The sequence below is a fragment of the Deinococcus aquatilis DSM 23025 genome (genome assembly GCF_000378445.1).
In the GTDB taxonomy this organism is placed as follows: Bacteria; Deinococcota; Deinococci; order Deinococcales; family Deinococcaceae; genus Deinococcus; species Deinococcus aquatilis.
The window spans coordinates 1-21,829 of record NZ_KB899710.1; the positions used below are offsets into that span (position 1 = coordinate 1).

A 21,829-nucleotide genomic window follows, 5' to 3' on the forward strand; every position below is an offset into this window, starting at 1 on the left:
TTCAGGCGACGCTTCATTGGGGAGGAACGTGCCCAACAATCGGTGACAGGTCGATTGCGCTTGAATCAGGGCTTCGATCACGTCAGCGACACGCTGCAGCGTGTCGCGCCGGAGGAAGGGAACTCGGGCTTTCAACAGGTCGACAAGCTTGGTAGGCTCAGCGAGAGCGGCATCGTGGGTCGTCACAAACCAGTGATGCCGCTCATGTGCTGCCCAAAATGTGGTCAACGCTAGAAAATGAACAGTGGCGTCTCAGTCGATCAAAAACCTAAGATGTCCAGTACTGAAGCCCGGAATAGCTGGTGTGCAGGATGTGTCGCCTCCCGCCGCCGTATTCTGAGCAGACCGTGACTTCTGCACCTTTGCTGCCCACACCCCCTGCCCAGCGCCGTTATGCTGTGGTCCTCAATCCCCATGCCGGACGCGGGTTGGCCTCGCGCGAATGGCCCAGGTTGGAAGGCGAACTCCTGGCCCGCCGCTTCGATTTCGAGCTGATTTCGGCTGGATCAGGAGCCGATGCGCTGGCCCGCGTTCAGGCCCTGCCCCCCGAAGTGGCAGTGATGGCCGTGGGCGGAGACGGCACGGTGGGCGCACTGTTGCCCGCATTGATCGGGCGCAGTGCAGGCAGCAGTACAGATCAGAGCAGTGCAGACCAGGGCACTCCCGTCCAGCAGGGTCGGCCTCTGGCCATCGTGCCGCTGGGCAGTGGCAACGACTACGCCGGAATGTTGGGCCTGAAACCGGGAGGGTTCGGAGAGGCCCTGGACCGCCTGAGCTACACGCCGCGCCGCGTAGACGCGCTGGAGGCCACCGTGACCGAGGGTGAGGGTGAGGGCGTGCCCCGCCTGTTGCTGAACGGTCTGGGTCTGGGTTTCGATGCACAGGTGGCCGCCACCATGCTGCGTGCCCCCGCCCGCCTGACCGGATTCGGACGTTATCTGTGGGGGGCACTGGCCGCCCTGCGCGACCTGCAACTGACCGACCTGACCCTGACTGTAGACGGGCAGACCCTCTATTCCGGCCCCAGTTGCCTGGCGGCGGTCATGAACGGCACGCGTTACGGTGGCGGATTCCTGATCAGCCCGCAGTCGGACGCGCACGACGGCAAACTCAATGCCCTCGCCAGCGGCCCCGTGACCCGCCCGCAACTGCTGGGCCTGATGGGAAGGGTGCTGCGCGGCACGCACCTGGGCCAACCCCGCGTGTATCACGCGACCGGGCAGGCCGTGACGATTCGTTGGGCCGCGCCCACTCACCTGCACCTCGACGGCGATCTGGCGGGCGAGGTGAGTGAAATTCAGGTGCGGGTGCTGGCCGGAGCGGTGACGCTGCTGAACGGGTGAAGGGAGAGAGGTGAAATAAAGAACGTGGATCGTGGAACGTGGAAACAGCTTCACCACGATCTACGATCCACGTTCCGAAAAGGGTTACTTCAACGTGGCGAGCTTGGCCTTGGCCGCGTCCAGGTCACGCTTTTCCCAGAAGGTGTTGGCTTCGATGGTCACGGCCTTCTCCAGTTGGGCGGCGGCGGCGGCCTTGTTGCCCTGAGTCAGCAGGGCGTTGGCGTATTCGATGCGGTGAATGGCGACGTTGGGTTCGAGGGCAATCGCCTTTTCAAAGTTGGGCGTAATCTGCGCCTTGCTGCCGCCCACGGCGCGTCCGGCCAGTCCCTTGATGCCGCTGACGTCCAGGTTGGCGTTCCAGAGGCCCAGGGCCACGTAGGCTCCGGCCAGTTTGGGACTCAGCTTGATGGCCTGATCCAGGTTTTTCTTCATGTCCTGCGCCAGTGGCAGGCTCTGGAAGACGCCCACGTACTGCGCGAGGCGGCCCTGTGCGCGGGCCAGTTCAAAGTAGGCCTCGGCATTGTTGGGGTCTAATTTGATGGCCTGCTTCGCGTAGTTCTGGGCCTTTTCAAAGAGGGGCTTCTTGGCGTTGTCGGCGACCAGAACTGCGCCACCGGTGGTCGCTTCGGCGGCCAGGGCCAGTCCCATGCTGGTGTTCAGGGCGGCGGCGGCGGCAGCGGCTTCCTGCCATTTGCCGGAGTCGTACAGGGACTGGGCAGCCTGCTGAGACTGGGCATGGGCAACGCCGGAAACGGCGGTCAGGGTCAGGGCGAGGGTCAGAAAAGGACGATTTTTCAGAGATAGGCGCATGGTGATTCCTCCAGAAAGTGGGGCGCGGTGGCCCGCTGCGGCAGCATCAGGTGAGTTGAGTGGGGCAGACGGCCAGCCGATGGCCGCCGAAACCTTGTCCAAGTTAAAAAGCTGCACCGAGTATACACATCCATACCCTGAAAATCTGATTGGTGCGTCAGGAACGGTCTGCACAGCCTATTTATGAACCGGGTGCAACGACTGGGGGCCAGGGTGGTAGGCTCAGGCCACCTTGATTCAGTCGCCTGTGGACTGTGTAGCTTTCTGCCCCTCTCTGCTTTCCCTCTCTCGGTGGGGGCGGATATGAGCGGGTCTGCTGCTCTAGACCTCGACTGGCGCGGAATTCTGGCCGATCTGCGTGCCCATCTTCCGCCTGTGCACGGTACGGCGGGGGCAGTACGCGGCAGCCTGCGCTGGCTGGAAAGCGAGATGAGGGCGCAGGGTGCAAATCCGGCGTCTGTGCGTAATATCGTCTACCGCGACATCGGCACGCCTGCCGATAAAGCGGCGCTGGCAGCCATCCTGACCGCGCTGGCGCATGAAGCTGGACGCCCCCTGCTCAGCGCTTCTCTGGTCGGTGCGTCGCTTCCGGGTGCCCCGGCCCCTCTGCCCGATGAACTGGAACTGTTGGGCCGCAGCAAAAAGCGGGCCTACAAGCAGTTCCTGGCCGGAGTGCGTGCGGGCCGGACGCCCCGGATGATCGTCACTGGACGGCGCGGCGCGGGCAAAACGGTCTTGATCGATCATCTGGCTCTGGCGTTGGCTGCCGAGCATGTGCCGGTGCTGCGCCTGTCGCTGGCGGGAGACGCATCGGGTCAGTTGCCCGCCTTTCCTGCTGCTGGCCGTTCGTTCGCGGCGTTGGCTGCGGCTCAGGCCGAGGCTGTCCGTGCTGCGTTCCCGGTGGGGGCAGGGGTGCTGCTGGCCCGCGTCACTGCCGATCTGAATTTTGCCGGAGAGCCGCCCCGTCTGCCTGACGGCACGCCTGTTTCTGCGGCGGTCTGGGCCACCGAACATCTGCTGCGCCGCGCTCCGTCAGGTCTGGCGGTGTTGCTGGCGCTGGAAGACACGGCGGAGCTGACCGCCCACTGGGGGGCACATCTGCCCGCTGGCGTGGCCGAACTCATAGAGCTGCGCCCCCCCACGCCTGCCGAGGCCCGCGCCTACCTGATGGCCCGCCTCGGCATTGGCCGCGCTGCCGCTGACGCCCTGGTGCGGGAAACGGGCCGCAATCTGGACCGCCTGACCCTGCTCGCCAGTGTGGGCCGGGGCGAGGCCGGACAGGGAGAAAGCGGCGCGGCGCGGCTGTTGGCCGACCCTGATATTCGTGCTCTGGCAGCGGCGTTGGCGTCCCTGTCGGTGGTTGCGCTCCCAGCGGCGCTCCCGGACATTGCCCTGGGTGCCGCACTGGGTTTCTCGCCCGCTGCCCTGCCTACCCATGCCCGCGCCCTGCTGAGCGGTTCCTCTGATGCAGGCTGGACAGCTGCCGACGTGCTGCAAGCTGCCCTGCCGCTGGTTCCCGCTGCCGAGGCCCAGGCCGCCGCCCTCCGTCTGGTGGCTGCCTTTCAGGACGTGGGGGGGGTCAGTGAACAGGAGGGCAGACCTGAGAGCGAATCTGCGGCTCAACTGGCGGGCTTTACCCTCATTGCCCTGACCCTGTTGCAAGACTGGCCCGCCCTGGCTGCACAGGTCAGCCGCCGCCCTGACGACGCCCGCTATCTGCCGCCGCTGTGGCCCCATATTCGTGGGAACAGTCTTCGGGGCAGCGTTATCCGGAAGAGCAAGGAAAGGGCCGGGGCATCGGGGGAAGCCCTGGAAATCCTGGCCCGTGCGCTGGCAACCCACCATGCCGGACGGGGAGAATACGGCGACCCACGCGCCCGCGACGCGCTGTTTACCCTGCTGGAATCTCCCCGTGATCCGGTGCGGGCGTGGGCCAGGGTCAAGTTGGCCGAAAGTAGTGTGGATGCCGGAAATTTCGAGGCCGCACGTGGGCAACTGGCCCACCCCGATCTGAGCGGCCTGCTGTCGGAAGTTTCAGATCCGTCCACGTGGCCGCCTTCGTCATGGCCCCCGTCATCCTGGACAGTGGCAGCACAGGCCGATGCGCTGCTGGTGCAGGCAGCGTTGGCCCGCTGGAGCGGTGATCTGGAGGCCGCCACCCGCGCCGCCACCGACCCCCGCACCGCGCAGGGCGGCCCACGTGCGGCGCTGTGGCGTGGACTCATCGCCAAAGATGCGGGGCGCTGGCCCGAAGCCCTGAGTGCGCTGCAAAGCGTACCTGCCTCCAGCCCGCTGCTGTCGGCCCGTGCCCGCTACCAAGAGGGTGATTTGCGCCTGAGACTGGGCCAGCCTGCCGCCGCGCTGCATGCCCTTCAGGACGCCGCCGAACGCCTTCCCCGTGCGGGCGGCAGCACCGAAGAAACCGCCCGTGTGCTGGCCCGCGCCGCCACCGCGCAGCGCAGGCTGGGACATCCGGCAGAGGGGCTGACGCTTCTGCAGCGCGCCCTTGGACTGCTGGCCGCCACCGACGCTGCCCCGCGTGGCCGTGAAGACGCCCTTCCACGCGCCCGCCTGCTTTCGGAGGGATTGCCGATCCTGCTGGCCCTGGGCCGTCCCGATGAGGCGTTGGCGCAGGCCTGCGCCGCCCTGAGCCTTCTGTCGGGGCTGCTGACGGTACCAGGATCACGGCAGGCCGAGGCCGAATACCGTTTGCGCCGCACCCAGTACCGCCTCGCGCTGGCGTACCTGACGCGGGGAATCGGGTTGCCCTACCTCTACCCGTTTTGTGGTCCCCGCCGCGACCATCCCGATTTGCAGCAGGCCCGCGCCCTGCTCGACCAGCTGTTGCGTCCTGCCACAGGGCTGTCCGGCACCCCCGAACCTGACCGGGAACAGGTCCTGACCTTCGATATGTTGCTGACGCGGGCGCTGGCCGATCCGCTGCCTGCCTCGGCCCTCAGTTTTGCCGAGCGTGCGCTCTCCATGACCGATCATCCTTACGCGGCGGCTCAGGCCCACGCCATCCGCGCCGAAGCCTACCTGCGGGCAGGTCAATTCCAGACCCCCTCGGCTCCGCCTGCTCAGGCCCAGACCTCTCAGCTCCAGGCGGCGCTGGCCGACATCAACCGCGCCCATGCCCTGCTGCGCCGGGTATCGCTGGGCAGCGGCTCCGGTCAGGTCTCGGGCCTCTATGCCCCCGATCCGGGGCTGGCCGCGCAACTGCTGGCGCTGGAGGTGCGGGCCACCATCACCGAGGGCGCGGACACGCTGCTGTGGCTGCGTAATGCCCTGCAAGACCCGGCCCTGCATCCTTTCCGGGCGGGGGTATGGCGTGAGGCGGGCCGTGCTCTGGAGGCCCATCATCCGGGCGCAGAAGACGTGCTGCGGAGGGTCTATCCGGCGTCCAGCCTGGCCCGCGCAGAGGTCTTGCGCGTGCGCGACCGCCTCTGGGTTCTGGAAGCAGAACTCCAAGCACAGGATTAAGAATTCAGGGAGGAAGGTTATCGGGTATGCTGGGGGTGTGAGCATCACCGATTCGCAGGCCGGAGGCCGCGCCGCCATCCGACTGCTGCAAGGGTACGTCTGGCATCCTCAGAGCGCCGATGTAGACCTGGAGCACTACCTTCCCCGAGAGCTGGACCTCCCCAAAGCTCCGGGCGCCGCCGATGAGGACGACGCCCATGTGCTGTGGGACATGGTGTCGCCGCCGTTCGCCTTTTTTGAAAACGGCGAGCCGACGGCGGCCCAGACCTTTTACCAATTCACGGTGCTGCGTGTCTACGACGACCGCCCCAGCAACGAGGCCCTCCACAGCGATGCCGAAGCTGCAAGCCAGGCTCTGAATCCGCTGCTGGACGGCACGCCGGAAGGAGTGGGCTGGCAACTCTGGGAAGACCTGCGGGAGCTGTGACGTGAGGGGACGACGATGATTGCTTGGCTCGATCTGTGGGCCGAGGGCGACCAGCATCCCCGCCGTTTCGATGGCCCGGCAACCCTGTTGGTGTACCTGACCCGCGTGGAGCGCCTGACCCGCGAGGCTGCCCAGGAGCTGATAGAGAAGGGTGAAGTCAGCCCGCCGCTGGCCCGCCGCAGTTATCAGGTGCGGGCCTTGCCCCTGCCGTCGTCTGTCTCGTCGTGACCGAACCTGATCCAGCGCGGCCAGAACTCAGCGCTGAGGGGCCGGTCGTTGCCATTCCGGTCTACGCGGGCGTCAGCGAACTGGAACTGGGGATCATGGTGGCCGTGTGCCGCCTGTGCGGAGGTGAAGGCGCGACCCGCACGCTGCACCGCTCCCGCGTCAGCATTCTGACCGCTGGGGGATTGGTCAGCACGCCGCATGTCATGTATGCCGCCCTGCCCGAACCCGCTGGCCTGCTGATTCCCGGTGGCCCCGGAGCCGCCAAAGCCGCCCGCGATCCTTTGCTGCGCGGTTTTTTAGCGGCCCACGCTGGGTTGCCCACCGGAGCCAGCGGCAGCGGAGTCCTGTTGCCCGGCGAGGCAGGCACACTGGAAGGCCGCATTCTGGGTGGCCCCACCGACCTGACCGACCTGCTATGGGGCTTTTCTCCTGCCGACGTGCGCCCTGGTCAGGTCGTTAGCGATGCCCACCTGACCACTACTCCGGGCGGATTTCCAGCCCTCTATGCAGCGTTGGCTGTGGCCGGGGCGGTGTGGGGAGAGGCGGAAGCGTTGGGGGCGGCAGAGCGGTTAGGGTGGAAGTACGGGAAAATCTGAAGGTTTAAGGTGTTGGGGCGGTAAATCTGTAGAGTGCAGTTGCTCCTGGCACTGATCAAAGAGAGGCGCTGAAGAGTAGAGACATCGTGAACGTAGAGATTGACCTTCTTCGGCCCCTTCGCCTTTCAGCCTTCAGACGCCTTTCCAGTTCCTATTCTGTGTGGTGGCCCCGCGCTACCCTCCTGTCATGCCTGATTCTGCTGTTCCCATTCCTACAGACCGTCCCCGGCGCTTGCGGCGTTCTCCGGCACTGCGGGCGCTGACCCGTGAGGTCACGCTGGCCCCGGCGCACCTGATCCACCCCATGTTCGTCCATGAGGAAGCCACGGATACGCCGATTGCCAGCATGCCCGGAGTGAGCCGCCACAGTCTGGAGAGCGCCGTGCAGCAAGCCGGAGCGGCACTGGCTTTGGGCATCCGCTCGGTGATCCTGTTCGGCATTCCGGCCCATAAAGACACGCTGGGTACGCAGGCGTATGCCGATGAGGGCATCATTCAGCGGGCGGCGCGGGCGATCAAGGCAGCCCACCCCGACCTAACCGTCATTGCCGATACCTGCCTGTGTGAATACACCGACCACGGACACTGCGGCCCCCTCTGCGAAATTCACCCCAACGAATGGACGGTAGACAACGATCCTTCACTGGAACTGTTGGCCCAGACTGCCGTGTCTCAGGCGCGGGCGGGGGCCGACATCGTGGCTCCGAGCGCCATGATGGACGGCCAAGTGGCGGCGATCCGGGCGGCGCTGGATGCGGCGGGGTTCTCACATATTCCGGTCATGAGTTACGCCGTGAAGTACGCCAGTGCCTACTATGGCCCCTTCCGAGATGCGGCGGGCAGTACGCCCAGCGTCGGGGACCGGGCCACCTACCAGATGGACCCGGCAGGCGGCTACCGCGAGGCTCTGCGGGAAGCGCGGCTGGACGCTGAGCAGGGAGCCGATTACCTGATGGTCAAGCCCGCGCTGGCTTACCTTGATGTGCTCAAGCTCCTGCGGGATAACTTCGATCTTCCTTTAATCACCTATAACGTCAGCGGTGAATACGCGCTGATCAAGGCCGCCGCCCAACTGGGTTTTATGGACGAACGCCGCACCGTGCTGGAAACCCTGACCGGAATGCGCCGCGCCGGGGCCGACGCCATCATCACCTATCACGCACTGGACGCCGCCCGTTGGCTGGCGGGAGGATAATCATGCAGGCCACCAGAGAGCAGAACAGCATCAACGACCCCATCCGCGTGGACTGGATTTCTACCGGAATCTGGCCCGGACGCCTCGGCCTGACCTTTGCACCCGGCAAGAAAGGCGGCAGCATCTATCAGCAGGGCGTGACCCATGCCCGCGATGTGGCCGAGGATATGCACACGCTGGCTCAGGGCGGCGTCCAGGTCCTGGCCCCCCTGATCGAAGATTTTGAATTCGACATGCTGGGCATGGACGGCTACCACGCCGAAGCCGAGGCCCGCAGCATCCTGATCGCCGCCTGCCCGATAGTGGATCAGCACGCGCCCACAGACCGCGCTGGCTTTGCCGCCTACATCGACGAACTGATGACGCATCTGCTGGATGGCCGCAGCGTGGTCGTGCACTGCCGTGGCGGGCTGGGCCGCGCCGGACTGGTGGCCGCCTGTCTGCTAGTGCAGGGCGGCATGCCCCCCAGAGAAGCCATCAAGCTGGTGCGGGCCACCCGCAGCCGCAATGCCATAGAAACGGCGGTGCAGGAACGGTTTGTAGAGGAATTCGGGCGGTAAATACTGGGCTGTGGGAGGTGGGTTGTCGGGAGTGGGAAGGGCGTGTAGGGCGGGGCATTTCTAGGGTGGCAGAACCCCCCAGTTGGCTTCGCCGCCAGCCCGAGCACCAAGCTTTAGTCCTCCCCTTTAAGGGGGGGCGTTGCGTCAGCAACGGGGGGGTTGGGTCGCCCAGCCTTCAAGGAATGGCCTACCTACGCGTTTTCACTGACCGTTCCTTACGGAATCTCCACTTCCCCCCGCCACCCCGCAGGCCGCTTCAGCAGCAGCTTTAGCGGGGTTTCGCCGTGCTTCAGCAGATAGGTCAGAAAGTTCATTTCGCGTTCTTGCGGTGTGCCGTTCGGCAACAGATGATCTTTGAGGCGGGTCAGTTGGCCGCTGCGGTCATTTTCCTGCCTTGCCAGTGCGCGGGCGGCCAACATCTGAAGGTGGGCAACTCGGGCGGTGGTGCGGGTGCGGGTGCGGGCGGCGGCTCCTTCCAGCGTGGGATCGAGGGCCGCGATTTCGGCGGTCAGGGCGTGCAGATCGGCGTCGAGGGCGCTGAGGCGTTCGGCGGTCACGGCTCCGGCCTGACGCTCCTGCGCCAGAGAGCGGCCCAGCACGCCTTCCGGGTCGGCCTGCACCTGCGCGGCGGTGGCGTTCAGGCGGCGCAGCAGGCGGGCCACATTGGGTTCCAGCCACGTCACGCTCAGGCGGGGCCACAGCAGCGGTTGCGCCAATCCATGCAGCGGGTACACCTCTTTGAGCTGTGCGCCGTAGGCAATTTCGCCGGGGCCGACCACAAAGGCGGCGGTGGGCAGCAGCGCGTCCTGCACGGTGGGGCGCAGGCCAGCCGCCGGAGTCAGGCGCGAGGGATCGGCGTCCAATACGGCCAGCAGGTCGGCTTTGGCGTAGCTGCGGGTTTCGGTCTCGAAGGTTCGGCCTTCCAGTCGCAGCAATCGGCGCTGGCCGTCTTCTTCCTCTATAAAGAGGTTGGTGGCCCCGGCGGGGCGGCGCAGTTGCGGCACGAAGCCCCGGCGTTCCAGCGCGGCGGCGGCGGCTTCTATGCGGGCCGAACTTTCCAGCGGGCGCTCCAGCTCGCGGGCCAGCGTGGGGGCCATCAGGCGGGCCAGCGCGGGATGCAGAGGATCGAGCACCAGCAGGCCAGCCGGGGCCAGCAGCCCGTGAATCAGGCGGGCAAACACATCGGCGTAACTGCCGCCCGCAGCCAGCGCCCGTTCGACTCTGGCCCGCACGGCGGCCACATACTCTTTGGGGGCGTCGAAGGCGTCCAGCAGGGCCATCACCTGCTCGGTCCAGTCTGGTCGCCATGCCACGCGGCCCACGGGTACGCCTTCCGGCACATCCAAGGTCAGGTGGTGCAGCTTCTCGGAGTGATCCAGCAGCGTCGTAGAGGCCACTTCTGCCGCGTCGTGATCCTGGCTGGCGATCCAGTACACCGCCACCACGGGCACGTCCTCGGTGTGCAGTTCGCTCGCCAGCAGCGCCGCGCCTGCGCCCTTGTGCACGCTGTAGGCTGGCCCGGTCAGCAGTCCGGCTTGCTGCCCCGTGACCACCACGCGGGAGGCCGGGTGCGCCAACTGCGTCAGGGCTGCCTCGCTGTGGGCGTCCAGCGTGCCCAGATCGTGGTGATAGGCCCGCAGCGCCGCTGCCAGTGCTGCCCGATCTATGTCGGGCCGCGTTTCGGCCAGTGCCGCCGCCGTATCGCCCGCCCGCAGCCGGATAAATTCTGCCAATTCGCCTGCTCGGTAAGCTGTTGCCAAATCTGCCGCCATCCGCTGCGCCCCTTCTGTTTACCGTTTGGGCCAAAGTAATGCGTGCCAGACGGAAGAATCTTGGATTTAAGTCCTCCACCGTCCCATATGCGGAAGAATCAACCCATGCACGTTAAAGCACCGCAAAACTTAAAGCAACAATGCGGGTAGGGCATCTGGAAAGTGGGACGTAGGTTGTGGGCAGCAGGAAAGGCGTGGTGGGCGCAGAATTTATATTCTGATCAAGGAGCTGTGAGAGCAGGGGAGCTTTACAGAGCATGAATCCTCTGGCCCAAAATTCGCTGCCTGCCTAGCGCAGCGGCTCCCGCGTGGCCTGCTGCAACCCGGTGCGGTCAGTCAGGATGATTCGGCGGTAGCCCAGATCCAGCAGCCCACGGGTGCGGAAGTCACCCAGCAATTTGGTGATGGTTTCGCGGGTGCTGCCCACCACATGCGCCAGATCCTGATGAGAAACGCGCTCGCGCAGGGCCAGCGTGCCGCCTTCGGGCCAGGGGCCTTCGCGCTCGGCCAGGTTCAGCAGGGCCAGGGCCAGGCGCTGAGACACTTCCAGAAAGACGAGTCCGGCCAGCCGTTCCTGCACACCCCGCGTTTGCCGCGTGACCTGTTCGGTGAGGGCCACCCCCACGGGCGGATAGGTGCGGGTCAGGCGAGACAGGGTTTCCTGGCCGATCATCAGGGTCTCCGTATCGTCCATCGCTTCGGCATACACGCCGTACCGTTCGTTTTGCAGCAGGGTAGAGGCTCCGAGCAGCGCACCCGCGCCGTGAACGTCCAGCGTGACTTCGCGTGCGCCGGAACCGAGGCGGTACAGCCTGACCGTACCGCGCGTGAGCAGGTGCAGCGTTTCGGCGGGGTCTTCGGGATGAAACAGCAGCCCACCCCGCGCCCAGCGCCCCACCCGTCCTGCCGCCACCATCTGCGCCTGAGCGTCTGCGGGCAAAACTCCAAAAACACCGGGCAACATGCCCCGCAGTATGCCGCAAGCGGGCCAGAAGTTGGCGGGGGTATGTGGGGGAGGCCTTCTCTGTTGGCCCAAACCGGCCCCTGCCCCTTACAATCGGCCCAGCATGACCAACGCCCGCCCCGCCGAATCTTCCAACCCGCGCCTTCCGAATTCTTCCCGCTTGGAACTGTTCGGGCTGCCGCTGGACGTGATTTCTCTGGATGCCACCCTGGATCTGCTGGGCGAGTGGATGTTCAGGCAATCCCGCGCCCCGCACACGGTCGTCACGCTGAACCCCGAATTGATCGTGCAGTCGCGCAGCCACCCGGAATTTGCCAACGCGGTTCAGATTGCCGATCTGGTCACCGCAGACGGCGTGGGCATCGTGTACGCCGCCCGCCAACTGCACGGCGTGGAGGTGCCGCGTGCTCCCGGTTTCGACATCGTAGCGGGGCTGATGAAGCGCCACGGGGCCGATCTGAGGGTGTTTTTCCTGGGTGCAAAACCGGGTGTGGCCGAGGTTGCCGCCCAGAACGCGGCCCGCGATTACGGCATTACGGTGGCGGGCGTGCACCACGGCTACTTCGATCTGCCCGAAGACCAGCGCGTGGCCGATCTGGTGGGGGCCAGCAACGCCCATCTGGTGCTGACGGCAATGGGTGGTGGGCGGCAGGAAACCTTTAACCAGTACTGGCGGCAGGTGCTGAATGCCCCCGTGCTGATCGGCTGCGGCGGCGTGATCGACGTGCTGGCCGGAACTGCCGACCTTGCCCCCGCGTGGACGCGCAAAATGGGCGTGGAATGGATCTGGCGCGTGGTCGGAGACCGCAAACGCTGGAACCGTGCGCCCCGGCTGGCCCAGTTCGTGGGGCTGGTGCGAGCAGAAAAGAAGCGGCTGGGGCGAGAAAAAAGCGTGTGAGGGTCTAAGAAGGGTGATTCACCTCTCCCCTCTGTCAGCGCAGCTTTACGAGTCTTCTCAAAGCTGAGGGTCAGAACGCACCCGCCCAAATGCCTTGGCCCCTTGATCTTCATTCCCTTGGGACATTGAGACCAAGCCCCCTTCCCCGTCCTCATCTCACGGACAGTCGCCCGCCAAGTTGCCTATACTGCCCGCATGTCCCTTCTTGACATGATCGGTCCCGTGATGATCGGGCCGAGCAGCAGCCACACCGCTGGCGCGTGCCGCCTCGGGTTGGTGGCCCACCACCTGTTGGGCGAGGCTCCGCGCACGGCCCGCATTGGCCTGCACGCCAGCTTTGCCAAAACGGGGCGGGGTCACGGCACACATCTGGCGCTGGTGGCGGGTCTGCTGGGCTTCTTGCCCGACGATCCCCGCCTGCCGGGTGCCTTTGCCGAAGCAGAAAAAGCCGGTCTGAAGGTCGAATTCCATGACGTGGATCTGGGTGACGTGCATCCCAACACGGCCCAGATCGATCTGAAGGGCGACACACAGAGCGTCATGGTGATAGGCAGCAGCACAGGCGGCGGCATCATCCGGGTGGGCAGCGTGCAGGGCTTCAAGGTGGATTTTGATGCTTCTCAGCCCACGCTTTTGCTGCGTTACGTGGATACCATCGGCGTGATTGCCCGCGTCGCCACCACCCTCGCCGCCGATGGAGCCAACATCGCTGCACTGACCTGTGCCCGCGAAAAACGGGGCGGAGACGCGCTGCTGGCGATAGAACTGGATCAACCCCTCAGCGAACCCGCCCTGAATTTTGTGCGGGCCTGGGCGGGTATGGCCTGGACGCGGATGCTGCCGAAGCTGATGGATGGGTAAAGGCGGTGAGTGGTGAGTAGTGAGTAGTCAGTGGGAAGGTCAAAAGCCTTAAAACTAGCTGGCTCTCTTTCTCTAGCTCACCCCGATCTTTACCTCCCTTTCCCCGACCCACTCCCCACTCACTACTGACCACTGACTCTCCGAAGGAGACTGAAAATGCTGACCCTCACCGACCTGATGAACGCCCCGGCCCCGGCTTCCGGCTGGGTGCTGGCCCAAGACTGCGAAGAGACCGGGCTGGACCCCGCCGATATTCGCGCTGAAATGGCCCGCCGGATCGGAGAAATGCGGGACAGCATAGAGCGGGGACTGAGCAGCGACGCCAAAAGCATCACGGGCATGGTGGGCTGGAATGCCAAGGGGCTGTGGGACGCGCCCGACGCCCTGAATGCCCCGCTGATTCGCCGGGTGCAGGCCTACGCGATGGCCGTCAACGAGGAAAACGCCCGCATGGGCCGCATCGTAGCTGCCCCCACCGCCGGAAGTGCCGGAACCATTCCCGGTGCGCTGCTGGGTGTGGCCGACCATCTGGGCATTCCCGACGAACGCCTCGTAGACCCGATGATTCTGGCGGCGGGCGTGGGCAAAGCCATCAGCAAACGCATGTTCATTTCGGGCGCGGCGGGCGGGTGTCAGGCAGAGATTGGATCAAGTGCGGCGATGGCGGCGGCGGCTGTCACCGAACTTCTGGGCGGCAGTCCCCGCGCCTGTATCCACGCGGCCAGCCTCGCCCTGATGAATACCATCGGTCTGGTCTGCGATCCGGTGGGCGGATATGTAGAAGTACCGTGCGTGAGCCGGAATGCCTTCTTTGCCGTTCACGCCGTCAGTGCCGCGCAGTTGGCGTTGGCGCAACTGGAATCGTTCATTCCGCCCGATGAGGTGGTGGGCGCAATGGCACAGGTAGGCCGCATGATGCCCGCTCAACTGCGCGAAACGGCGGAAGGTGGCCTTGCACAAACGCCCACCGGATTGGCCGTGACCGCCTGCATGGAAGGCCGCCAACCCGACGAGGGCGGCGGCATGATTGAATTGCCGATGGCGTAGGGGAGAGCCTGCACCATCGGTCAGATCGGCTCGTTGAGTGCTCTACAGTACCTCCCATGACCGCCAATCATCCCGCCGAGGTCGCCGCGCAGTACGCCACCGAACAGCACTTGCGTACCCGTATCGATACGCATGTGCGCTACAGCGTCGGCCCCGAATTAGAGGCGACTTTTGACGGACTGTTGCGGCTGAATGGACAAGAAATCTTGCTGGATGTAGGCACAGGCCCGGGCGAGTTTCCCGGGCGTTTGCGGGCGCGGGGCCACACCGGGCGCTTGGTCGGCGTTGATCTGTCGGCGGGCATGGTGGAGCAGGCCCGTGCCCATCAGTCCGGCGTGGAATTCATGCAGGCCAGCGCCGATGCCCTGCCTTTTGCCGACGCCACTCTTGATGTGGTCACGGCCCGCCACATGCTCTACCACGTACCAGACGTGACCGCTGCCCTCAAAGAATTTCGGCGGGTATTGAAGCCGGGTGGCCGCTTTTTGGCCGTGACCAATTCCAGTACCTATATGGCCGAATTGTGAGCAGTGGTGGCCGAAGCTGCCATTCTGGAACCGTCGCTGGAGGCAGTGCGGGTTGGGCAGGGCACTCATGCAGCGGCGTTTTCGGAACTGAACGGGGAAGAGCAGGTACGGGACGTGTTCGGCAATGTCGAGGTCAGCTTTTCGCAGAGTGCGCTGATCTTTCCAGATGCCCAGCCGGTGCTGAATTATCTGGCCTCCATTCCTGCATGGCACAAGTTATCCGCGCCAGAGCAGGAGCGCGGGCGGGCGGCGCTGGGTCAAGTGCTGCGGCCCCTGCTTCAAGACGAGAACTGGCGGGTGTCCAAAACCCTGGTCTTTCTGTCGGCCCAGCGGTAATTTTTTAGACTGGTACGCCCAATCCCAGCGCCTCCCGTAATTCCTCGTGCGTGTGCAGAATACGTCCTGCGCCTGCTGCGGTCAGGGCTGCCGCGCCACTGGGGTGGGCGTGCCCGCCTGCCAACAAGCCCCACACTGCCGCGCCCGCTGCGGCTCCGGCCATCACGCCTGTGGCGCTGTCTTCTATGACCACGCAGCGCTCTGGGGAAACGCCCAACTGTGCGGCGGCGTGCAGGTACAGATCCGGTTTGGGCTTGCCGCGCCCGCCCACGCTGGCCGGGTCGTAAGCGTGCTGGCCCACCAATTCGGCCAACCCCCCCGAGGCCAACTTGAGGTGCAGGCGGGTGCGCTCGGAGTTGCTGGCAACCGCGAAGGGCAGCCCCGCCGCGTGCAGGGCCTCCAACGTTTCCCGCGCTCCCTCGATGGCGGGCACAGCCTGAAAAGCTGCCGCCAAGCGTGTATCCATCGTCTGCACAAAAGTGTCGGGCCGCTGCCAGCCGTGATCGCTGGACAGCCAGTCGAAGAGGGCTGCGTGCGTGCTGCCCACCGCCCGCGCCATAAAGTTCTCTCGGTTCATGGTCAGGCCATGCTCGGCCAGCAGGTCTACCCAGACGTTGGCGGCCAACAGTTCGCTATCGACCAGCACGCCGTCCAGATCAAATAGCACCGCTCCTATTTCAGGCCTCATTCGGTATCGCTCTCGGGGCCGTTTTGCCAGCCGGCCAGAATGTGAATGTGGGTATGAAACACCACCTGCCCGCCACCCTCGCCGCAGTTCACGACCAGGCGGTAATCGTCGGCGTGTTCGCGGGCCACTTTCGTTGCCGTCAGCCACAGGCGGCCCAGTTCGGCGGCGTCGGTGATGTCGTCCAGGCGCTCGGTGTGGCGCTTGGGAATCACCAGCAGGTGAATCGGTGCTTTGGGCGCGATATCGCGGATGGCAATAAATTCCTGATCCTCGAAGACAATTTCGGCGGGAATGTCCCGGTCAATAATTCGCTCGAAAATGGTGCGGCCCCGGTTGGCAGTCATGCGGGTAGCTTATACGGATTCTGCCGAAGCGCCCAGAGGTTTGCTTGTCCAGTGGGGCCGGGGGAGATTGCCTTTCGTCTTCCCTCATGCGCCGCCTTGTCCCGGTCTGTTCACGGCAAACTCTGGGTATGAGCCGCAAGCAGACATCCAGAAAACCCCGAGTCAAGAAAAGGATGCTTCCGCGCAGGCTGCTGCTGGTGGCGGGGCTGGCTGCATTGGTGGGCCGCCGCGCCCTGAAAACGCCCGCCGACCTGACCGGAAAATCGGTGCTGATCACGGGCGGGTCGCGGGGGCTGGGGCTGGCGCTGGGCCGCGAATTTGCCGCACGGGGCGCTCACCTGACCCTGATGGCCCGCGACGCCGCTGAACTGGGCCGCGCCGCTGCTGATCTGCGGGGCCGGGGCGCACGCGTGCTCACGGTGGCTGGAGACGTGACCGTGGATGCCGACATCGCCCGCGCCCTCGATGCCACCGAAGCCGAATATGGGCGGCTGGACGTACTGGCGAACGTGGCAGGCATCATCCAGACCGGGCCGCTGGCGAACATGACCGAGGCCGATTTCCGGGACATCATGGAGGTCAATACCTTTGGCCCCCTCAAGATGACCCGCGCCGCGCTGCCGCTGCTGAGGGCCGTGCGGGGGCGGGTGTTGCTGGTGGCCTCGGTGGGGGGCAAGGTGGGCATTCCTCACCTCGCGCCATATTCGGTCAGCAAATTTGCGTTGGTGGGCTTGGGGCAGGTGTTGCGGGCAGAACTGGCCCCCGAAGGCGTCACCGTCACCACGGTCTGCCCCGGCCTGATGCAGACGGGCAGTGCTCGCAACGCCACCGTGAAGGGCCAACATACCCGTGAATACGCGCTGTTTGCCACGCTGGACAACCTGCCAGTCATCTCCATGTCTGCCCCGGAAGCGGCCCGCCGAATGGTGAATGCCACCGTGCGCGGCGACGCTGAAGCTATGATCGGTGGCCCCGCCATGCTGCTCAGAACAGCGCAGGCCATTGCCCCGCAACTCACCGCCGATCTGATGGCCCTGGGCAACCGTTTCTTGCCCCGGCCCACGCCCAGTAATCGGGGTGTTACAGGCAAAAACGCCGAAACACAGATCACCCAGAAAAATCCGATCAAGCGGGCAGCTGAGGCGGAATTCAACGAGGCCGAATAACTGAGGCTGGCCCATCTCAGGGCCGGGTCTCAGAGCTTCCTGTCCTTAATCCCGGCCTACAGCCACCACTGACTGAATGCTGCTTAGTCCTGTGTCTGCCACCAATCATCAAAAGGGGTGACAGGCACGCTGCGTTTGTGCCGGGTCTGCTGGTACAGGCGCTCCAACTTGGCGGCCACCTCTGCGCCGACCTCACGGCCTTCCAAGTAATCGTCAATTTGGGTGTAGGTCAGGCCCAACGCCACTTCGTCGGGCAGGCCGGGGCGGTCGTCTTCCAGATCTGCCGTGGGCACCTTGCGCCAGGTGCTGTCGGGTGCGCCCAGATGCTGTAGCAGCGCTGCGCCCTGCCGTTTGGTCAGGCCAGTCAGGGGCGTCAGATCCACGCCGCCGTCTCCGTATTTGGTAAAAAATCCGGTCACGGCTTCGGCGGCGTGGTCGGTGCCCACCACCAGCAGGCCAGCTTGCCCCGCCAGTGCGTACTGCGCGGTCATACGTTCACGCGCCTTGATGTTGCCCCGCACAAAGTCCCGCAGAGGCAGGCCCAGCGCATCGGCGGCGGCCTGTGCGCTGGCGTCTGCGGCAGGCTGGATATTCACGGTCACGCAGCGGTCAGGCCGAATAAATTCGAGCGAGGTCTGGGCGTCGGCTTCATCGGCCTGCACGCCGTAGGGCAACCGCACCGCCAGAAACGAACAACTGCCCCCCTGCGCCCGCACCTGTTCGGCGGCCAGCTGGCACAGGCGGCCTGCCAGCGTACTGTCCTGCCCGCCGCTGATGCCCAGCACAAAGCCGGAAGCCCCAGTGCTATTCAGGTAGGCCGCCAGAAAATCCACGCGGCGCTTGGTCTCCGCAGCGGGGTCGATGTCGGGCCGAACGTGCAGCTCACGCGCAATGCGGCGTTGCCGGGACAAGGTGTCGGGCATGGGCGGAGTATGCCGGATGACCGCTGCCCTGTGTAGTCCTGAGATCACCTGATACGGGATTAAAGGGAGTCTTCATAAGAATTGCTTCTCGCCTCCTCACCATTGCGGATAAGTGGGCCTCTCATGATGGGGCCGTCATGCCTTCCCTGTCGCCGCTTCTGACCGACCTGTACCAGTTGACCATGATGCAGGGCTACCACCAGCACGGTCTGCACACCCACGAGGCGGTGTTCGATCTGTATTTCCGCCGACTGCCCTTTGAAGGCGGCTACGCGGTCTGGGCCGGGTTGGAACCCCTCCTGGACACGCTGCAAGACCTGCATTTTGCCGAATCCGATCTGGCTTATCTGGAGACGCTGAACCTGTTTACCCCCGCCTTTCTGGAGGCGCTGCGGGGCTGGCGCTTCAGCGGGCAAATCGAAGCTTTTCGGGAAGGCCGGGTGGTGTTTGCCCACGAGCCTCTGCTGACCGTGACCGCGCCCCTGTGGGAAGCCCAATTGATCGAAACCATGCTGCTGAACACGCTGAATTTTCAGACGTTGGTGGCGACCAAGGCGGCCCGTTGCGTGCAGGCGGCGCAGGCCAGCCCGTTTGGGGGTCAGGTGGTGGAATTTGGAGCGAGGCGGGCGCAGGGGCCTGATGGAGCGGTCAGCGCGGCGCGGGCGGCCTTTGTGGGCGGGGCCACCGGAACCAGCAATGTGGAGGCGGGGCGACAATTCGGGTTGCCGGTCACGGGCACGCACGCCCACGCCTGGATCGAAAGCTTTCCCACCGAGCTGGACGCCTTCCGCGCCTATGCCCGCCTCTATCCAGACAGCACCACCCTGCTGCTGGATACCGTGGATACCCTCCGAAGTGGCCTGCCCAATGCCCTGACGGTGGCCCGCGAACTGCGCCAGCAGGGGCACGAATTGCGGGGCGTGCGGCTGGACAGCGGCGATCTGGCGTATCTGTCGCGCTATATCCGCGCCGCGCTGGATGAGGCGGGGTTTGACGCGGTGCAGATTGTCGCCAGCAACGACCTCTCGGAATCGGTGATTGCCGGAGTGATTGCCGAGGGGGGCCGAATCGATGTGTATGGCGTGGGCACGCAGCTTGCCACGGCAGGCGGCAGGGGCGGCGGCGCACTGGGCGGCGTATTTAAGCTGGCGGCCCTGCAAGGCGTTCCCAAAATGAAGCTGACGGGAGATCCGGCCAAATCCAGCCTGCCGGGTTCAAAGCACGTCTGGCGGGCCACCGATCCGGCAGGCACCCTGATGCTCGATGTGCTGACGCTGGGAGAGCAGCCGCGAGCGGGGCAGCAGGTCAGCGATCCCACCAACCCGCTACGCTCCAGCCTCCTGAGCGCCGATCTGCACTGGACCAATGCCCGCGAAGTGGTCATGCGGGGTGGTCAGCGCACCTCTGCCCCCGAACCGCTGCGGGACGTGCAGGCGCGTGCTCAGGCTGAACTGGCCTGCCTGCCTGCGGGCACGCGCCGCCTTCTGAATCCGCATACCTACCGGGTCAGTCTGGGGGCTGATGTGGCTGCCCTGCGGGACCTTGTGGCAGAGGGCCTGCGCGGTCAGTTGAACTCTCCTCAAGAATGAGTGCCAACCCTCCGCCCGCTGTCTTCGTGGGCCGTTTTCAGCCGCCGCACACCGCCCATGTCGCCACCATCGTTCAGGCTCTGGGGGCCGCCCCGCGTGTGCTGGTGCTGCTGGGAAGTGCCAATCTGGCCCGCAGTATCCGCAACCCCTTCAGCGCCCCCGAGCGTGCCCAGATGCTGCGGGCCGCCCTCGGGGAAGCGGGAGTCGGCACGCGGCAAGTCAGGTTCCGTGCCCTGCCCGACCGCTTCGATGCAGACCTGTGGGCCGCCGATGTGCGCTGGCAGGCCGAGCAAGAATTCGGCCCTGCTCGGCCCGTAGCTCTGGTCGGCTTTGAAAAGGATGCCAGCACGGCCTATCTGCGCTGGTTTCCCGGCTGGTCGCGCCTGCCTGTGCCCGAAGTGGCGGGCCTGAATGCCACCGATATTCGGGCGGCCCTGTTTGAAGGCTGGCCCTTGCCCACCGGAGTTCCTGACCCGGTGCGGACCTTCCTGACCCGGTTTGCCCTGACCCCCGCCTTTGCACGGTTGCGGGCCGAATGGCAGGCCGTCAGGCAACTCCGGGCGACCCTGCCCGCTGGACTGCTGCTGCACGAAGAACGCTGGCTGCACCTCATACGGACTTGCTCTGATTCCCGAACATCCGGGAAAGCACCAGATGTTCGTCCATCGCCGCCAGCCCGTACTTTTTGCTACTCGCTCTGCTCGGATGATTCTCACGAATCATCGCAATTTGGTATCACAAATCAACACGTCTGGCTGCGGACCCGCACCGAGGCCACCGGACGGGGACTGTGGGAGCTGCCGGGGCGGGTGCTGTTGCCGGGGCAGCTCCCACACGCTGTGGCCGACGCCGTATTCGACCATCCTGCCCGCTCCTTGGTGGGGCCAACCGCTGCCCACGTCTACCGGGGGCCTCCGCCGCCCGGTGTCCCAGAGGCTGCCCTGCGCCCCGTACCCCTCGAAACCGCTCTGGGTCGTCCACGGCGCTTTTTTGAAGATCATCAGGTCATCTTGCGTCAGATGGTTGTGCCGTAGGAAATTCTGGGCCACCTGAAGCAGGACGCAGCTTTCTGATTCCCTGTACCGGGGTCAAGTCGCCGCGCAGCACCTCGGACCGCAGTCTTGCCAATCCCGCGCTGTTCGTCTGCTCCAAAAAATTGCGCCATGCCAATTCGCGCAGCAGATCATCGAACCAACTCGCGGTCTGGCTGCGGCGCTTGGCCGGAAGATCTACCGTGGACGTGTAAGCCTGCACCGCCTCCCACACGCGGTCTACGCCTGCTCCGGTGAGGGCCGAAGCCTGCACCACACGGGGTTGCCATACGGCGCTGTGCGGTGTCAGCAGGCTCAGGGCCGCCGTCAGTTCCGACTGGGCACGGTTGGCGGCTTTCGGGTCGGTGTCGGCCTTGTTGACCACGCAGATGTCGGCCAGTTCCATGATTCCGCGCTTGATGCCCTGTAGTTCGTCTCCGGCATTGGGCAGCGTGAGCAGCACGAACAGGTCGGTCATGGCGGCCACCTGCGTTTCAGATTGGCCCACGCCCACCGTTTCCACCAGAATCACGTCATAGCCTGCGGCCTCACACAGCAGCAGAGCTTCACGGGTACGCCGCGTTACGCCGCCCAGGGTGCCGCCGCTCGGACTGGGCCGGATAAAGGCGCGTGGATGCACCGTCAGGCGCGGCATCCGGGTTTTGTCGCCCATGATGCTGCCGCCGGTGCGGGTGCTGCTGGGGTCTACGGCCAACACCGCGACCCGGTGGCCCGCATCGGCCAGTTGTACACCCAGTCCCTCGATAAAGGTGCTCTTGCCGACGCCCGGAACACCCGTCAGGCCCACACGTACCGTCTGCTTTGCCTGGCCCGCGACCTCGGCCAGCAGCAGTTGCGCCTGCTCCTCATGGTCCGGGCGGCTGCTCTCGGCCAGCGTGATGGCCTGCGCGAGTGCCCGGCGGCTCCCGGCCAGCAGCGGCGCGGTCAGTGGATGGGCAGCGGAGGACATGTGAAGAAAGTATAGGACGTGTGGGACGCTGGGAATCTGGTTTCAGGCGGGCAGCACGGCCCGAAGCTCAC

General features: G+C 65.3%; 22 protein-coding genes and 1 pseudogene. 15 read left to right on the forward strand and 8 right to left on the reverse strand.

Annotated features, from left to right (window positions below):
* Nucleotides 1-186, reverse strand: a pseudogene (locus F561_RS29650) (IS4 family transposase); the annotation flags it as partial.
* Between the two features lie 125 nt (nt 187-311).
* On the opposite strand from F561_RS29650, the gene F561_RS0110495 reads away from it, so the two are divergent.
* Nucleotides 312-1,343 (forward strand): diacylglycerol/lipid kinase family protein, encoded by a 1,032-nt coding sequence (locus tag F561_RS0110495; protein WP_083922397.1) that lies wholly within the window; start codon nt 312-314, stop codon nt 1,341-1,343.
* Nucleotides 1,344-1,427: 84 nt separating this feature from the next.
* Here F561_RS0110495 and F561_RS0110500 read toward each other — a convergent pair whose 3' ends face one another.
* Nucleotides 1,428-2,153 (reverse strand): tetratricopeptide repeat protein, encoded by a 726-nt coding sequence (locus F561_RS0110500; RefSeq protein WP_019009923.1) that lies wholly within the window; start codon nt 2,151-2,153, stop codon nt 1,428-1,430.
* Nucleotides 2,154-2,456: 303 nt separating this feature from the next.
* On the opposite strand from F561_RS0110500, the gene F561_RS0110505 reads away from it, so the two are divergent.
* The 6 genes from F561_RS0110505 to F561_RS0110530 all read left to right on the forward strand — a co-directional run bounded on the left by F561_RS0110505 (nt 2,457) and on the right by F561_RS0110530 (nt 8,642).
* A complete protein-coding gene (locus F561_RS0110505) occupies nt 2,457-5,636 on the forward strand; it encodes a hypothetical protein (RefSeq protein WP_019009924.1) in 3,180 nt (1,059 codons plus the stop codon).
* 37 nt (nt 5,637-5,673) lie between these two features.
* Nucleotides 5,674-6,063: a DUF3208 domain-containing protein gene (locus F561_RS0110510; RefSeq protein WP_019009925.1), complete on the forward strand. Its 390-nt coding sequence runs from the start codon at nt 5,674-5,676 to the stop codon at nt 6,061-6,063.
* A 15-nt stretch (nt 6,064-6,078) separates the two neighbouring features.
* Nucleotides 6,079-6,291 carry a hypothetical protein gene (locus tag F561_RS0110515; protein WP_019009926.1) on the forward strand — a complete coding sequence of 71 codons (213 nt, stop codon included), beginning with the start codon at nt 6,079-6,081 and terminating at the stop codon, nt 6,289-6,291.
* A complete protein-coding gene (locus F561_RS0110520; protein ID WP_019009927.1) occupies nt 6,288-6,887 on the forward strand; it encodes a helix-turn-helix domain-containing protein in 600 nt (199 codons plus the stop codon). The genes F561_RS0110515 and F561_RS0110520 overlap by 4 nt, the downstream gene beginning before the upstream one ends.
* Before the next feature lie 187 nt (nt 6,888-7,074).
* Entirely contained in the window at nt 7,075-8,082 is a 1,008-nt protein-coding gene (gene hemB, locus F561_RS0110525; protein ID WP_026298795.1) for a porphobilinogen synthase, read from the forward strand.
* A gap of 2 nt (nt 8,083-8,084) precedes the next feature.
* Nucleotides 8,085-8,642: a cyclin-dependent kinase inhibitor 3 family protein gene (locus F561_RS0110530; RefSeq protein ID WP_019009929.1), complete on the forward strand. Its 558-nt coding sequence runs from the start codon at nt 8,085-8,087 to the stop codon at nt 8,640-8,642.
* Between the two features lie 215 nt (nt 8,643-8,857).
* On the opposite strand, the gene bshC is transcribed toward F561_RS0110530, so the two are convergent.
* Together bshC and F561_RS0110540 are read right to left on the reverse strand one after the other, a co-directional pair.
* Complete coding sequence (gene bshC, locus F561_RS0110535) at nt 8,858-10,414, reverse strand: bacillithiol biosynthesis cysteine-adding enzyme BshC (protein WP_019009930.1); 1,557 nt, start codon at nt 10,412-10,414, stop codon at nt 8,858-8,860.
* 289 nt (nt 10,415-10,703) lie between these two features.
* Complete coding sequence (locus F561_RS0110540; protein WP_019009931.1) at nt 10,704-11,378, reverse strand: Crp/Fnr family transcriptional regulator; 675 nt, start codon at nt 11,376-11,378, stop codon at nt 10,704-10,706.
* 103 nt (nt 11,379-11,481) lie between these two features.
* Between F561_RS0110540 and F561_RS0110545 the strand changes: the two genes are divergently transcribed.
* The 5 genes from F561_RS0110545 to F561_RS0110565 all read left to right on the forward strand — a co-directional run bounded on the left by F561_RS0110545 (nt 11,482) and on the right by F561_RS0110565 (nt 15,047).
* Nucleotides 11,482-12,276 carry a WecB/TagA/CpsF family glycosyltransferase gene (locus tag F561_RS0110545; protein WP_019009932.1) on the forward strand — a complete coding sequence of 265 codons (795 nt, stop codon included), beginning with the start codon at nt 11,482-11,484 and terminating at the stop codon, nt 12,274-12,276.
* 195 nt (nt 12,277-12,471) lie between these two features.
* Entirely contained in the window at nt 12,472-13,137 is a 666-nt protein-coding gene (sdaAB, locus tag F561_RS0110550; protein WP_026298796.1) for an L-serine ammonia-lyase, iron-sulfur-dependent subunit beta, read from the forward strand.
* 159 nt (nt 13,138-13,296) lie between these two features.
* A complete protein-coding gene (locus F561_RS0110555; RefSeq protein WP_026298797.1) occupies nt 13,297-14,184 on the forward strand; it encodes an L-serine ammonia-lyase, iron-sulfur-dependent, subunit alpha in 888 nt (295 codons plus the stop codon).
* Between the two features lie 56 nt (nt 14,185-14,240).
* Nucleotides 14,241-14,711, forward strand: a complete 471-nt coding sequence (locus F561_RS25240) for a class I SAM-dependent methyltransferase (protein ID WP_019009935.1) — start codon at nt 14,241-14,243, stop codon at nt 14,709-14,711.
* A gap of 6 nt (nt 14,712-14,717) precedes the next feature.
* Entirely contained in the window at nt 14,718-15,047 is a 330-nt protein-coding gene (locus tag F561_RS0110565; RefSeq protein ID WP_157451767.1) for a hypothetical protein, read from the forward strand.
* Nucleotides 15,048-15,051: 4 nt separating this feature from the next.
* Here the strand turns inward: F561_RS0110565 and F561_RS0110570 are convergent, their stop codons facing one another.
* Together F561_RS0110570 and F561_RS0110575 are read right to left on the reverse strand one after the other, a co-directional pair.
* Nucleotides 15,052-15,735: an HAD family hydrolase gene (locus F561_RS0110570; protein ID WP_019009937.1), complete on the reverse strand. Its 684-nt coding sequence runs from the start codon at nt 15,733-15,735 to the stop codon at nt 15,052-15,054.
* On the reverse strand, nt 15,732-16,079 hold the full coding sequence (locus tag F561_RS0110575; RefSeq protein ID WP_019009938.1) for a histidine triad nucleotide-binding protein: 348 nt from the start codon (nt 16,077-16,079) through the stop codon (nt 15,732-15,734). The genes F561_RS0110570 and F561_RS0110575 overlap by 4 nt, the downstream gene beginning before the upstream one ends.
* A 173-nt stretch (nt 16,080-16,252) precedes the next feature.
* On the opposite strand from F561_RS0110575, the gene F561_RS0110580 reads away from it, so the two are divergent.
* Nucleotides 16,253-17,245, forward strand: a complete 993-nt coding sequence (locus F561_RS0110580; RefSeq protein ID WP_019009939.1) for an SDR family NAD(P)-dependent oxidoreductase — start codon at nt 16,253-16,255, stop codon at nt 17,243-17,245.
* An 83-nt stretch (nt 17,246-17,328) separates the two neighbouring features.
* On the opposite strand, the gene nadE is transcribed toward F561_RS0110580, so the two are convergent.
* A complete protein-coding gene (nadE, locus tag F561_RS0110585) occupies nt 17,329-18,168 on the reverse strand; it encodes an ammonia-dependent NAD(+) synthetase (protein WP_019009940.1) in 840 nt (279 codons plus the stop codon).
* A gap of 137 nt (nt 18,169-18,305) precedes the next feature.
* Between nadE and F561_RS0110590 the strand changes: the two genes are divergently transcribed.
* Nucleotides 18,306-19,757 carry a nicotinate phosphoribosyltransferase gene (locus tag F561_RS0110590; protein WP_019009941.1) on the forward strand — a complete coding sequence of 484 codons (1,452 nt, stop codon included), beginning with the start codon at nt 18,306-18,308 and terminating at the stop codon, nt 19,755-19,757.
* The gene (locus tag F561_RS29940) at nt 19,754-20,791 is read left to right on the forward strand and encodes an adenylyltransferase/cytidyltransferase family protein (RefSeq protein WP_019009942.1); all 1,038 of its coding nucleotides are present in this window, start codon (nt 19,754-19,756) and stop codon (nt 20,789-20,791) included. The genes F561_RS0110590 and F561_RS29940 overlap by 4 nt, the downstream gene beginning before the upstream one ends.
* Here F561_RS29940 and meaB read toward each other — a convergent pair.
* Nucleotides 20,763-21,758 carry a methylmalonyl Co-A mutase-associated GTPase MeaB gene (gene meaB / locus F561_RS0110600; protein ID WP_019009943.1) on the reverse strand — a complete coding sequence of 332 codons (996 nt, stop codon included), beginning with the start codon at nt 21,756-21,758 and terminating at the stop codon, nt 20,763-20,765. The genes F561_RS29940 and meaB overlap by 29 nt on opposite strands.
* Nucleotides 21,759-21,829: the final 71 nt, after the last annotated feature.